Below are 13,959 nucleotides of genomic sequence, written 5' to 3'. Positions count from 1 at the left end.
GCGGCTCATGACCAGCCTGCCCGTCTTCATCATCCTCATGGGTCTGCTGGCCTCCGTCTCCCACCTGACCGCCGTCCCCTGGAAATACGAACCAGTGGATCAAAATTTTCCCACACTGACTCCGGACACCGCGGTCACCTTCGACTGGCCTGCCGGGGTTGACAGGGATGCCGTGGGGCAGTACCAGGTCGAATCCCGTCACCAGGAACTGAGCGTGGAACGGCCAGCCACTGGCGAGCACCAACGCATCCGAATACTGATCCGTGCCCCCAAGGAGGCCTCAGGGCATCGGCCAGCCGTAGTCTTCATGCACGGCGCCGGTTACGGCACCTGCGACAACTCCTTCGGGGATGTGGCCCGAACCCTGGCCTCTGCCGGTTTCGTCACCGCCGTGCTGGACAAGCCGGTCTGGTCCACCAATGATGCCGACCGGGACTATCCCGCCTCGGCCAAGGCCTACGAGCGGGTTGCCAATCTGCTGCGCGACCGGGCTGATGTGGATGCATCCAAGGTAGGCATCTATGCCACCAGCGAGAGCACTTGGATCGCCGCCATGCTGCTGACCATGGACCACCGGATCGCCTTCCAGATCCTGCTGAGCCCCATGGTCTATTCGCCGCGGCACGCCATGGGCTTCTTCGTAGCCCAGGATTTCGCCATTGCCGGAGCCAACCAGGGCTACCAGTCGGTGGTCCGTCGGCTCTTCAGCACCGATGCCTCCCTCTTGGGTCTGAACAATCTGGACATCGACCCCACCGACCGCAGCACCTATGCCATTCCCACCCTGCTGGCCTACGGGGCCAAGGATGTCATGACCGCCCAGGTGGAGGGGGTGCAACGCGTGCTCGCCCAGGCCCACGCCTCGGGCAACGAGAACGTCACTGTGCGTTCCTACCCGGTCTCCAACCATGTGCTGCGTTTGGGAGATGAGGCCCGGACCGGCACGCCCCTGGCCGACCACTACCAGCAGGACATGGTCGACTGGGCGGTGGGTCAGGTCCATGGCCTGCATCAGACCAGCCCCAGCGTGGGTGGGGCCACCATCCACCAGTCCATCGCCGTGCCTACTGACCTGCGGGGGCGACGCTCGCTGACCGTGTACATGCTGGTCCTGCACCTGCTGACCCTGGTGCTTTTGCTGGCATCCCTGGTCATGGCCCTGGTGGCCGGGCTGATGAAGTTGTTCCGTCTGCGCCGACGCAAGGACCCGGTCCTGGGCTTCAGCCATGGCTTCGGCGGCACCTTGGTCACCATCACCGGCACCACCCTGGCTACCCTGATCCTTTTCGGAGCTGGTCTGGGCCAGGTCATCATGGCCGTGGTACGCCTGGGCTGGGGCGGCGTGCCCGACCAGGCTGGGGTCAGCTACTGGAGCTGGCCGGTCATCCAGGTGGTCTGTGCCCTGGTGATCTGGGCCTGGTCGCGCACCTTCGCCCGCATGGTCGAGGTCGCCTCACTCAGGGGACTGGACCGGTTGCCCGACCAGGTGCGCACAAGCAAGGCCGGCGGCCCCAGTCTGCGCCAGCAGATGCGGAACATGGATCCCAGGCCTGTGCTGGCCTCCACCCGCTTTGGCGTTGCCCTCTTCATCGTCACCACCCTGGCTATGTTCGGGGTCCTGTTGATCTTCGCCTTCTGGGGTCTGTTCATCTACCAATGAAAGGACGGGACCGTCGTGGCCATCTATCGTGACGAGGGCTTGGTCCTCAGAACGGTCAAACTGGGCGAGGCCGACCGGATCGTCACCATGCTGACCAGGGGGCACGGCAAGGTCAGGGCCGTGGCCAAGGGGGTGCGACGAACCAAGTCCCGCTTCGGCGCGCGGCTGGAGCCATTCATGCGTGACGATCTGCTCATCTCCCGCGGCCGCAACCTGGACATCGTCTCCCAGGCGGTCTGCATAGCCGCCTATGCGGATGCCATATGCGCCGACTATGACCTCTATGCCAACGGGGGCGTCATGCTTGAGACCGCCGACAAGCTGGTGGTGGGCGAGCATGAGCCGGCCCCTGAGCAATACCGTCTGCTGGCCTCCGCCCTGGCCAGCCTGGCTGGTCACCGGCATGATCCCCGGGATATCGGTGCCTCCTATTTGCTGCGGTCCCTGGCGCTGGCTGGCTGGAGGCCCCGGCTGGATTCCTGCATCGTCTGCGGCCGGACCGACCAGCTGACCCACTTTTCGGTGCCTGGCGGCGGGGTGGTCTGCAGCCGGGACAGGCCTACCGACGCCGTGGCGGTGGATTCCGCCACCCTGGCACGCTTCCGGGCCCTGAGCAGCGGGGACTGGTCCAAGCTGGACGGCAGGGGCTCCACCCCCCTATGCGACGGTCTTGTTGAGAAATGGGGCGAATATTACCTGGAGCGGCCCATTAGATCTCTGCGGCTATTAGATTCTTGAAGCATGAGCTTTGACCCCGTCGACTATACTTCTCTGGATGTGCCCGCAGCCCCCTTCTCCGATCCCGCGCGTATCCCGCAGTTCCCCAGGGGCTCAGTCCCGCGGCACCTGGGTGTGATCATGGACGGCAATGGCCGCTGGGCCAAGCAGAGGGGCATGGAGCGCACCCAGGGTCACCGGGCCGCCGAGCCGGTGGTCTTCGACACCATAGCCGGGGCCATTGAAGCTGGGGTCCGGTACCTGAGCCTGTATACCTTCTCCACGGAGAATTGGAAGCGCTCGCCGGCTGAGGTCCGCTTTCTGATGGGCTTCTCCCGGGACATCATCCACCGTAGGGTGGCCCAAATGGATGACTGGGGGGTGCGCGTGCGCTGGGCTGGCCGTCGGCCTCGACTCTGGAAGTCGGTCATCGACGAGCTGGAAGCGGCCATGGAGCGCACCCGGCACAACAGCAGAATCGATGTGATCTTCTGCATCAACTACGGGGGCAGGGCTGAGCTGGCCGATGCGGCCACAGACATCGCCCGAGAAGTTGCGGCCGGGCAGATCAAGGGTTCCAAGGTGACCGAAAAGATGATCGCCCAGCACCTCTACAACCCCGACATTCCGGATTGCGACCTGGTTATGCGCACCTCTGGGGAGCAGCGCACCTCCAATTTTCTGCCCTGGCAGGCGGCCTATGCGGAGCTGGATTTCGTCCCTGAGCTCTTCCCGGACTGCGGGCGTGAGGTGCTCTGGCGCGCCATCGACGATTACATCCACCGGGACAGGCGCTTCGGCGGCGTGGAGAATGCCTGAGAAGACAGAGCTTCCAATTTTGTGAGGTTAGCCATAATAGTCCAAATTTACAGGTCTGAACACTCTCGTAACGCCCATGAAAGGTAGTCTGTGACGTATCACAGCGGAGCAGGCCATGTCCGCCGTGGAAATCAGCGCAGCAAACGAAACGAAGGAGTCGACAGGCGTGGACGACAAGCAACGCATCATGCAGATCATCGAAGACAAGTCACAGGAGTTCATCGAGGCAGCCGATCATATTTGGGGCACCCCCGAGACCAGGTTTGCAGTCAAGGAGTCGGTCCAGCAGCACTACCAGGTGCTGGAGCAGGAGGGCTTCGAGATCGAAAAGGGCGTGGGCCATATGGACTATGCCTATGTGGCGACCTGGGGTTCGGGCCGTCCGGTGATCGGCATCACCGGCGAATACGATGCCCTGGGAGGACTCAGCCAGGTGGCCGACCTGGGCGAGCATAAGCCCCTGGTCGAGGGCGGCAACGGGCAAGGCTGCGGCCACAACATCCTGGGCATGGCGGCCGTCGCGGCAGGCGTGGGCATCAAGACCTTCATGCAGGAGAAGGGACTCAAGGGGACCATCAAGGTCTTCGGTTGCCCAGCTGAGGAGTCGGGTTACGGCAAGGCCTTCATGGCCAGGGACGGGGTCTTTGACGGGCTGGATCTGGCCCTGTCCTGGCATCCCTCGGATGTGACCCAGGCCTGGGGTTCCTCCAGCCTGGCGGTCCTGCAGGCCTACTTCGACTTCACCGGCGTGCCGGCGCACGCGGCTGCGGCCCCCGAGCTGGGCCGGAGCGCCCTGGATGCCGCAGAGCTGATGAATGTGGGTGTGCAGTTCCTGCGCGAGCACATGATTGATCAGGCCCGCGTGCACTACGCCTTCATCGACGCAGGCGGCGAGTCAGCCAACGTGGTGCAGTCTCATGCCCGGCTCTACTACTTCGTGCGCGCCCCCAGGATGGACCAGGCTCAGGATCTGTTCAAGCGTGTTGAGAAGATCGCCCAGGGTGCGGCCCTGATGACCGAGACCCAGGTCAAGGAGGAGTTCGACGCGGCCTGCTACAACTTCATTCCCAACCATCCGCTGACCGAGGCCATAGACAGGAACCTGGACCTCGTCGGCCCCCTGCCCCTGGATCAGCAGGAGTTGGACTACGAGCGCCGCTACACCGATACGGTCCCCGAGGCCGGCAAGCAGCGGGTGCTCAGCCGCACCAAGGAGGCCTTCCCTGATCTGACGGATGAGGAAGTCAGGAAGATGGCCGAGTCGACCATGGCCCTGAAGAAGTATCCACTGGTCTTCACCGATACGGCATCGGGATCCACCGACGTCGGCGATGTCAGCTGGCAGACGCCCACCGCCCAGTTCAGCGGCGGGTTCGAGCCCCAGGGCACCTCTGCTCACTCCTGGCAGTGGGCTGCCAACGGCAAGTCCTCAGTGGCCCACAAGGGCCTGCTGGCTGCGGGCAAGACCTTGGCTCTGACCGCCTACGATGCCTTTACCAACCCGGATCTGGTCAAGGCCGCCAAGGAGGACTTCGACAAGACCTTCGCCGGTCAGGAGTACAAGGTCGTCATTCCTGACGATGTGATGCCCCACTGACCTCTACTGTTCGGCTGCCGCCAGGCCCTGTGATCTTTGCGGGATCACCTTGCCCGGCGGCGGCCGGTTTCTACTGAAGGATGACAGACCAATGGCAATCAAGCAATCCTCAAAAACGGCGAGCGGAACGCTGATCTTCTCCCTGATGGCCGGTTACTCGATCGTGTACATGGACAAGAACATGATCTCGACCGCCATCATCCCCATCTCCGAGCAGTTCCACCTGGACTCGGGGCAGACAGGCATCATCATGTCGGCCTTCTTCCTGGGCTACTCGCTCATGCAGATACCCAGCGGTTGGCTGGCCGACCGGCTTGGGGCCAAGCGTGTGCTGATGGCCTCCATGATCATCATTGGTCTGTTCAGCTACCTGTTCGGCTTGGCCAATGGTCTGGCCTTCTTCATCATCGTCCGGTTCTTCGCTGGCATGGGCCACGGCGGCTATCCACCCTCCTGCTCCAAGTCGATTGCGGAGAACTTCCCCCAGGAAAGGCGTACCTTCGTACAGTCGCTGATTCTGTCGACCTCGGGCATCGGCGGCATTCTGGCCTTCGTCCTGGGCGCCAACATGGTCGCCATCAACTGGCACCTGGCCTACGCTGTGCTGGGCACCCTCTACCTGCTGGCCTTCGTCTGCATCCTGATCTTCGTGCCCTCCAAGCCCCGCCAGCCCGAGGCTGACCAGAAGCCCGGAGCCAAGGGGGCAGGGTTCCTCGAGGTTCTGAAGAATCGGAACGTGCTGGTCCTCTTCGTGGCCATGCTGCTGCTGAACATCCTCCTGTACGGCAATATCTCCTGGATGCCCACCTTCATCAAAAACACCTTCGGACTCTCGATCGGCCAGGCAGGCATCCTGCTTGCGGTCAATGCGGTCTTCTCGACCGTTGCCACCATCTATGCCGGTCAGTTGCTCTCGAAGCTCTTCCTGGGCAGGGAGAAGTTGGCTATCCTGGGCGCCGGGGTGATCAGCGCCGTCCTGGTCGTATGCTTCGTCTTCTCGCGCAACATCTGGCTCTCCCTCCTGCTGCTGATCCTTGTATCCTGCGTCTCCGTGGTGGCCTTCACCGGCATCTTCACCTGGCCCCACAAGATCATGGACCCGCATATCATCGGCTCCGCCATCGGCATCATCAACACCGGCGGCACCCTGGGTGGATTCCTGGCCCCCATGATCATCGGCTATCTGGTCAAGGCGGCTGGCGGTTCCTTCGTCGGAGCCTTCCTCTTCATGGGTGCGGCGGCCATTGCCTCCGGGCTGATGGCTCTGCTGGTCAAGGTCGACAAGTAAAGCCGAAGTCGGATCGACCGCACCAATGGCTTCCGGTCCCGCAGATCAAAGGCCTGAGACCGAGTCATGACTGGCGGTCTCCGGCAAGGAGTCAGTGCCAAAGGACCGGTACTTCCTCTAGGATTTCCGATTCATCGGTTCTGACCATGGATGCTTGAAGGCGATGCTTGCAAAACAAAAAGGCCTGCCCTCTGAGTGATTCAGAGGGCAGGCCTTTCCTGTGCCGACCAGGACAGCGGGATCAGCGATCCGGCTCTTCCCAGATGGTGCCCAGCCTGGCGATCGCGAGGGAGTCGATCAGGGCCTTGCCCTCGCCGGACTCGGCGATCAGACGGATGCCCCGCGGTCCTTGGGCGGGGAAGGAGTAGGAGGACATGATCTCCAGCCCGTCGTTGACGACAACCTCGATCGAGCCCCGGTCCACGATGATGCGCAGTTTGAGTTTGCCCGAGGACTTGTCGACGGGTGCTGTGCGGTAACCCCGATCCCCGTAGGTGTTGCAGTGGCGGTCCAGCACCACGCGGCCCAGCTGGTCGTCATAGCAGACCAGCGTGTGGTCGCCGGATTGAGTCCGGTGAATCTCCAGACCGATGCGCTCTGCCTGGGACTTGGCCAGGTCGATTTCCATAGTGATGTCGGCGGTCTGCGCGTCGTCAACCAGATCCTGGCTGCCGTTGACCTCCAGCTCGATGGAACCGAAGTCCTGCCTGTCCTGGTCCAGGTCGGAGAACTCGCGCACCGGCAGGCAGCGCAGATGATCACCGGCCAGGGAGACCTCGCGGGGTACCGTGAACTGGCCGCACCAGCCGTCCTCCTGCATGGGGATGGGCTCGGTGAAGGGGCTCATCCAGCCGAAGACCAGCCGACGGCCGTCAGGGGCCTGGAAGGTCTGCGGGGCATAGAAGTTATGGCCGTCGTCCCAGAGGTGGAATTCAGTCTCCTGATGGAAGTCGCCGCCGGGCTGCCAGCTGCCGATCACATAGCCGGCGTTGTTGTGGTTGCGGGCTTCGAACCCGTGGGGCTTCAGGCCCATGGCCGAGTAGCAGATCACCCACTTGTCCTCCAGGGGGAACATGTCGGGGCATTCCAGCATGAAGACCTCAGGGTCGGGGTGCCGGTAGATGACCCGGTCGAAGGTCCAGTGCTCCATGTCATTGGATGTGTACATCCAGATCTCGCCCCGATGGGCCGGGGTGCTGACTCCGAAGACCATGTACCAGAGGCCGCCCATCTTCCACACCTTGGGATCGCGGAAGTGCAGGATCTTGTCGTCCGGGCAGGGGATCACGACCCCCTTCTTTTCGAAGTGGATCCCGTCTGAGGAGACAGCCATGCACTGCTCCTGGAGGTTGCCGTCGTCATCGTTGACCCCGTTGCGCCAGCGGTGACCGGTGTAGTAGATGGTCAGGCGGCCGTCGTCACCCACAACGGCCGATCCGGAGAAGACCCCGTCCTTCTCGACCTCCAGGGTGGGCGCCATGGCCAGGGGCTCGCGCCGCCAGGTGACCAGGTCGGCGCTGGATACGTGCCCCCAGTGCATGTTTCCCCACTCGCTCCCATAGGGGTTGAGCTGGAAGTAGGCATGGTAGCGGCCCTTGTAATAGCTCAGGCCGTTAGGGTCGTTGATCCATCCGGCCTTGGAGGCGATGTGGCACTGGGGATACCAGCGGTCATTGCGGGTGGCGAAGAGCCGGTCGATGCTCTTCTGGGCCTTGTCCAGCTGAGCGCTCATGTCGGCGTTTTCCTTGGTTGCTGGCTGGTTCATCATTGAATCCTTTCGGGTTGGATGGGTGCTGATGATGGTTGACGTGGGGCTCAGCCCTGGGTTACGGCGGACTTCTGCGAATCCCTGATGAAGGGATCGCCGTCAACCTGCTGGTCGTCGCGCTTGAGCACGAAGATGCCGTAGATCAGAGCGACCAGCACCACCAATGAGATGGTATAGAAGGTGACCCGATCGCCGGCCCGGTCGTGGAGCATGCCCAGCGGGGTGGACAGGACCACCTGGCCGACCTGGGAGGCGATCTGGAAGCCTACCATGTACAGGGTGGCAGACAGCTTGGGGTTGAAGTGCAGGGTGAAGTAGCGGAAGGCCGGCAGGCTGAAGAGCGGGACCTCGATGGAGTGGAAGAGCTTGACGATGGAGACCATGACCGGATCGTGGAAGAAACCGCACAGGCCGATCCTGGCGAACATGACCGTAGCGCCCAGCAAGAGCGAGTTCCGCACACCGATCTTGCGCATGATGACGGGCACGACGCCCATCATGGCCGACTCCAGGAAGACCTGGAAAGAGTTGAGGACGCCGTAGACCTGGTTGCCCAACTGCGGTGTGGCAAAGAGGTTGGCGTAGTAAGTGGGGAACATCTGCTGGTCGAAGACCGTGTAGAAGGTGTTGGTGAAGATCATGAAGATGATCAGCAGCCAGAGGGCCGGCATACCCAGTACGTGGAGCATATCCCTGAGTGAAGGCTGGGATTTCTCGCCCTCGGGGGTCGATTCGCGGCGGATCTCCTTACGCTGTTCGTCCGGGATCCAGAAGGCGTAGACCAGCAGCATGCACAGGCCGAAGGCGGACCCCAGCCAGAAGTTGATCATGGGGTTGATGTTGAAGACGAAGCCGGCGATCAGGGCCACGATGGCGTAGCCGAAGGAGCCCCAGGCCCGGGACTGTCCATACTCGAAGCCGAACTTGCGCGAGTAGCGTTCGGTGATGGCCTCGATCAGGGAGCAGCCTGACATGAAGCCGGCAGAGAGGACCACTGCGCCAAGCATAGCGCCCAGCATGATGTTGGAGCGCATGAGCGGCGCATAGATGAATTGGACGAAGGGCCCCACCAGGGCGGCGATGGCGGCGATGAAAATGGCCAGACGGCGCTTGACTCCCAGTTCGTCCTGGATGACCCCGTAGACGAACATGATGATCAGGGTGGCCACGGAATTGATGGAGTAGATGTTGCCCACTTGGGTGTTGGTCATGCCAAGCCCCGTTACCAGCCATCGCTGGTAGAAGGACCACCAGATGCCCCAGGCGCAGAAGAAGAAGAATATTCCGGTGGAGGATTCCAAATATGATGGATTCCTCCATGCTGACGATTTGACGGCCATGCTGCCCCTCTCTCCCTATTTGTGCACTGCTTCTCCGCAGTGCCTCCAGGTCCGATGTGCCTTCTGTGCGCAGAGCGGATCCTGGTAGGTATAGTAGGACGTCAATCGATTTACGTCAAACGATTGACGATTGGTCTGAACGTCGTCAGTCTTCGATCATGGTTCACCATCTGGCAATCAGGAGCAGGGAAGATGCCTTCCTGGCTTTAGCGGTTGGCTGGCACCGGGGCTGAGGCGGTATCGAGGCGGGTGGAGCCCTTGCGGATCAGGGCGCAATGGATGCGCACTCCCGCATCTTGATCAAGCGGCGGCAAGGCGGCACGGGTTTTAGGCAGCGGTAGAGCAACGCGACGGGGATTGATCTGCATCAGCAGCCGCCGCACCGCCCAGAAGCCCATTTCGTAGTGGGGCAGTTCGACCGTGGTCAAGGGGGGTGCCATTGTCTCGGCTATGACCTGGTGGTTGTCCACGCCTACCAGATTGAGGTCCCTGCCGATGACCAGATGGCGGGCTGCGGCCGCCTGGTAGAGGTAAATGGAGCGCGAATCATTGAAGCAGAAGACCCCATCGGGATGCTGGTCGTCCATCAGGTCGTTCGCCTGATCCATGGCATCCTGGTTGAAGCCCACCAGTCGGATCAAGGACTGGCCTGCAGGTAACCCAGCTTCCTTGAGAGCGGCCTGATACCCCCGCATTCTGTCTTCTTGCGCCGGCAGATCCTGTGTGGTGCCCAGGTAGGCTACCCGGCGGCAGCCTGATTCAATCAGATGGCGGGTGGCATCGTAGCCGATCAGAAACTCGTCAGGGGCGATGCTGGGACAGCGGTCGGCCCGCTCCGCCGCGTTGACCACCACGGCAGGGCAGGAGCGCAGAGCCTGGGGCAGGTCAACATCCTGGTCGTACATCTTGGCGAAGAGGAATCCGTCCACCCCATAGCGTTTCAAGGCCAGGATCTGCTCGGATTCCCGGATGCCTCCATCGGTGGAGACGGTGAGAAGCACATAGCCGCGCTCGGCTGCCGCATCCTGCGCGCCCCGAATAATGGCGCCCGCGTAGGGCGTAGTGGCCACTTCTTCGCTGATGAAGCCCAGCATGCCGGTCTTGCTGGTGCGCAGCGACCGAGCCATGGGATTGGGCCGATAGCCCAGAGTCTTGGCTGTGCTGCGCACTTTCCGGGCGGTCTCCGACTTGACTCTGCCCTTGTCGCGGCCGTTGAGCACCAGAGAGACTGTGGAGACGGACACGCCTGTGCGTTCGGCGATCTGCTTCATCGTGATCATGGGCACACCTTAACTTGCTCAGGCGATTTCAGCCCGGCTGATCGTCAGTGACAGGGAGCTTTCAGCGGCTTTCCCCGCCCAGGATCCGGTCGACCCGCTCCACCTTCTCGTGGATCTGATCCCGCTTGCCGGGACGGATGTCCAGCCTGAGGCTGACGCCGGTTCTGTATCCCTGCTCGGCCAGGACCCGTGTGGCTTCTTCCGTGACCTCCATGACCCGGTGCAGATCCCCTTCGACGACGGTGCTCATGGCATTGGTCTGGTTGGGCAGCCCCGAATCCCTGATGACCTTGATGACCTGGGCCACATAGGTGGACAGCTCCTCACCCTGACCGGAGGGCGCAATAGTGACCTCGGCTACGGTGTTCAGATAGGATGTATCGTTCACATTGGGCATATCGGGAACCTTTCCTCGTCGACTGGGATTGGCAGGCAGGACGTCCGGTGTCCCCCTGCGGTCACCTGCGCGGCCTCCCGCACCTGCTTCGATGGTAGGCCTCTACACTGACAGCAGGTCACCCGCCGAAGGTATGCTGGAGGCCGGTCATCAGGTCGTATGTCCCCAGGAGGGGCTCCCGAGCAGAAGGTGTGATCAGTGGCAGTATCGAAACTGGATGAGGTCATCTCCCTGGCCAAGCGCCGAGGATTCGTCTTTCCCGCAGGGGAGATCTATGGCGGGACGCGCTCGGCCTGGGACTATGGACCCCTGGGCGTGGCCCTCAAGGACAACATCAAGCGTGAGTGGTGGCGATCCATGGTGGTCACCCGCGACGATGTGGTCGGCGTGGATACCTCGGTCATCCTGCCCACGGCGGTCTGGGAGGCCTCGGGCCATGTGTCCGTATTTAATGACCCCCTGATCGAGTGCCTGAACTGCCACAAGCGGCACCGGGCCGACACCCTGGAGGAGGCCTACGTCGAGAAGCACGGCCATGATCCGGAAAACGGCCTCAAGGACATCCCCTGCCCGGACTGCGGCACCAAGGGCCAGTGGACCGAGCCGCGCGACTTCAACATGATGCTGCAGACCCATTTGGGACCCGTCCAGGACGAGAAGAGCCTGCACTACCTGCGTCCCGAGACCGCCCAGGGCATCTTCGTGGACTTCAAGTCCGTCATGGCCTCCTCCCGCTCCAAGCCTCCCTTCGGCATCGCCAACATGGGCAAGAGCTTCCGCAACGAGATCACACCCGGCAATTTCATCTTCCGCACCCGCGAGTTCGAGCAGATGGAGATGGAGTTCTTCGTCCATCCCGGCACCGACGAGCAGTGGCATCAGTACTGGATCGACGCCAGAACCCGCTGGTACGTGGACCTGGGCGTCAAGCCCGAGAACCTGCGCCACTATGAGCACCCCAAGGAGAAGCTGGCCCACTATTCCAAGCGAACCGTGGACATCGAGTACCGGTTCGGCTTCCAGGGCTCCGAGTGGGGCGAGCTGGAGGGCGTGGCCAACCGCACCGACTACGACCTCAAGGCCCATGCCGAACACTCGGGCGAGGATCTGAGCTACTTCGACCAGGCCAGCGGGGAACGCTACATTCCCTACGTGATCGAGCCCGCTGCCGGCCTGACGCGCTCGCTGATGGCCTTCCTGGTGGATGCCTATGACGTGGACGAGGCCCCCAACACCAAGGGCGGGGTCGACCGGCGCACCGTGCTGCGCCTGGATCCGAGGCTGGCCCCGGTCAAGGCAGCCGTCCTGCCCCTGTCCAAGAAGCCTGATCTGCAGCGGATCGCCCATGACCTGGCTGCCGACCTGCGCCAGAACGAGTGGATGGTGGACTACGACGAGTCCGGCGCCATCGGCCGCCGCTACCGTCGTCAGGACGAGATCGGCACACCCCTGTGCATCACCGTGGACTTCGACACCTTGGACGACAAGGCGGTCACCATCCGCAACCGAGATTCCATGCAGCAGGATCGGGTGGCCCTGGACCAGGTGGAGGACTATGTGCGCCGGGTCGTCGGCGAGCGGCGGGTGCGCTACCCCATGGGCCCATCTGACCTGACCGGCGCGCGTGCAGCTGACGGCTACACGGACTTGGCCAGCGAGCCGGGCACGGACGAGAGCGAACCCATCAAGGTGGCCGAGGCCGGTGGCCGGTACTGAGACTGATCGCCCGACCCCGAAGGTTGCCCCGGTGCAGCTGGGCCCGATAACCGTGCCTGTGCCGGTCATGCTTTCGCCTATGGCGGGCGTGACCAACTGGCCCTTCCGCCTGCTCTGCCGCGAGTATGGACCCGATGGACTGTATGTGGGGGAGATGGTGACGGCCCGGGCCCTGGTGGCGCGCAACCCCAAGGCCTTCCGGCTCTGTCGCTTCGCCCCGCAGGAGAAGGTGCGCTCCCTGCAGCTGTACGGGGTGGACCCGCAGATCATGGAACAGGCCACCCGGATGGTGGTTGATGCGGGCTGGGCCGATCATATCGACATGAACTTCGGCTGCCCGGTTCCCAAGGTCACCAGACATGGCGGCGGATCCGCCCTGCCATGGAAGACCGACCTCTTCGCCGAACTGGTCCATCGGGTGGTCGCCGTCTGCTCGCCTGCTGGGATCCCCGTCACCGCAAAGATCCGTGTGGGCATCGATCACCAGCACGAGACCTTCCTGGAGGCGGCGCACATCGCCCAGGAGGAGGGATGCGCCGCTGTGACCCTGCACGCCAGAACCACGGCTGAGTACTATGGCGGCCATGCCGACTGGGACCGGATCGCTCAGCTGGTCCAGGCCGTTGATATCCCCGTCTTCGGCAACGGCGACATCTGGACCGCCGAGGATGCCCTGGACATGTTCGCCCAGACCGGCTGCGCAGGCGTGGCCATCGGCCGGGGCTGCCAGGGCCGTCCCTGGCTCTTTGCCGACATAGCGGCGGCCCTGGCTGGCTCCCCGGAACGGCAGGAGCCCACCCTGGGCCAGGTGGGGGCCATCATGGCCCGCCATGCCCGGCTTCTGGCCGAGTTCTACGACGGCGACGAGCGCATGGCCGTCCACGACATGCGCAAGCACGTGGCTTGGTATTTGAAGGGTTTCGCGGTAGGAGGCCAGGTGCGCCGCGACTTCATGGCCTGCGAGAGCCTGGAGGAGCTGGACCGCTGCATCGCCGATCTGGATCAGGACATGCCCTATCCACGAGCCGTGGCCGGCAAGCCCCGTGGCCGGGTCCGCTATGCCAAGAAGGTCCGTCTTCCCTATGGCTGGCTGGATTCGCGGACCACCACCCATCAGGAGCGCGAGACGCTCTTCGGCAACGACCCCATGGATGCCTCCTACTGAAGCCGGAAATATTCCTGTCGCCAACCGTGCGCATCCGGGTCTAGAATCAGGGTTTAGAATACGGACAGAACGGCGTGGAGGTTCTCTCGGAAGGCCAGGGCGGTTGGCTCTGTCCTCCCGGACCCTAGGCCCACGGCCGTCAGGGAGGGTCGGAACGCCTGTGGGCAAATGCGTGTTGGCGTATACGACCTGCGCTAGAGTTGAGCGTAACG

At 62.9% G+C, this 13,959-nt stretch carries 11 protein-coding genes; 7 read left to right on the top strand and 4 right to left on the bottom strand.

Annotated features, from left to right (window positions below; all coding sequences use genetic code 11):
* Positions 1-7: 7 nt before the first annotated feature.
* The 5 genes from H3T92_RS05515 to H3T92_RS05495 all read left to right on the top strand — a co-directional run bounded on the left by H3T92_RS05515 (position 8) and on the right by H3T92_RS05495 (position 6,081).
* A complete protein-coding gene (locus H3T92_RS05515; RefSeq protein WP_198189538.1) occupies positions 8-1,660 on the top strand; it encodes an alpha/beta hydrolase family protein in 1,653 nt (550 codons plus the stop codon).
* 15 nt (positions 1,661-1,675) lie between these two features.
* Positions 1,676-2,398: a DNA repair protein RecO gene (gene recO / locus H3T92_RS05510; protein ID WP_198189537.1), complete on the top strand. Its 723-nt coding sequence runs from the start codon at positions 1,676-1,678 to the stop codon at positions 2,396-2,398.
* A 3-nt stretch (positions 2,399-2,401) separates the two neighbouring features.
* Positions 2,402-3,196: an isoprenyl transferase gene (locus H3T92_RS05505; protein ID WP_198189536.1), complete on the top strand. Its 795-nt coding sequence runs from the start codon at positions 2,402-2,404 to the stop codon at positions 3,194-3,196.
* 166 nt (positions 3,197-3,362) lie between these two features.
* A complete protein-coding gene (locus H3T92_RS05500; RefSeq protein ID WP_198189535.1) occupies positions 3,363-4,793 on the top strand; it encodes an amidohydrolase in 1,431 nt (476 codons plus the stop codon).
* Between the two features lie 91 nt (positions 4,794-4,884).
* Positions 4,885-6,081, top strand: a complete 1,197-nt coding sequence (locus H3T92_RS05495; protein WP_198189534.1) for an MFS transporter — start codon at positions 4,885-4,887, stop codon at positions 6,079-6,081.
* 241 nt (positions 6,082-6,322) lie between these two features.
* On the opposite strand, the gene H3T92_RS05490 is transcribed toward H3T92_RS05495, so the two are convergent.
* The 4 genes from H3T92_RS05490 to H3T92_RS05475 form a co-directional block, all read right to left on the bottom strand.
* On the bottom strand, positions 6,323-7,846 hold the full coding sequence (locus H3T92_RS05490; protein ID WP_198189533.1) for a glycoside hydrolase family 32 protein: 1,524 nt from the start codon (positions 7,844-7,846) through the stop codon (positions 6,323-6,325).
* 50 nt (positions 7,847-7,896) lie between these two features.
* Entirely contained in the window at positions 7,897-9,189 is a 1,293-nt protein-coding gene (locus H3T92_RS05485) for an MFS transporter (protein WP_101432102.1), read from the bottom strand.
* 206 nt (positions 9,190-9,395) lie between these two features.
* Positions 9,396-10,469: a LacI family DNA-binding transcriptional regulator gene (locus H3T92_RS05480; RefSeq protein ID WP_198189532.1), complete on the bottom strand. Its 1,074-nt coding sequence runs from the start codon at positions 10,467-10,469 to the stop codon at positions 9,396-9,398.
* A gap of 61 nt (positions 10,470-10,530) precedes the next feature.
* Entirely contained in the window at positions 10,531-10,866 is a 336-nt protein-coding gene (locus H3T92_RS05475; RefSeq protein ID WP_101432104.1) for an MTH1187 family thiamine-binding protein, read from the bottom strand.
* A 198-nt stretch (positions 10,867-11,064) separates the two neighbouring features.
* On the opposite strand from H3T92_RS05475, the gene H3T92_RS05470 reads away from it, so the two are divergent.
* Both H3T92_RS05470 and dusB read left to right on the top strand, forming a co-directional pair.
* Entirely contained in the window at positions 11,065-12,582 is a 1,518-nt protein-coding gene (locus H3T92_RS05470) for a glycine--tRNA ligase (protein ID WP_198189531.1), read from the top strand.
* On the top strand, positions 12,569-13,747 hold the full coding sequence (gene dusB / locus H3T92_RS05465) for a tRNA dihydrouridine synthase DusB (protein ID WP_198189530.1): 1,179 nt from the start codon (positions 12,569-12,571) through the stop codon (positions 13,745-13,747). Before H3T92_RS05470 ends, dusB begins: the two co-directional genes overlap by 14 nt.
* The last annotated feature ends 212 nt before the right edge of the window (positions 13,748-13,959 follow it).

Origin of the sequence: Bifidobacterium sp. W8112, assembly GCF_016101425.1 — a bacterium.
GTDB classification, from domain to species: Bacteria; Actinomycetota; Actinomycetes; order Actinomycetales; family Bifidobacteriaceae; genus Bombiscardovia; species Bombiscardovia apousia.
Note: the sequence above shows the minus strand (reverse complement) of the source record. Positions and strands in the feature narration are given on the sequence as shown.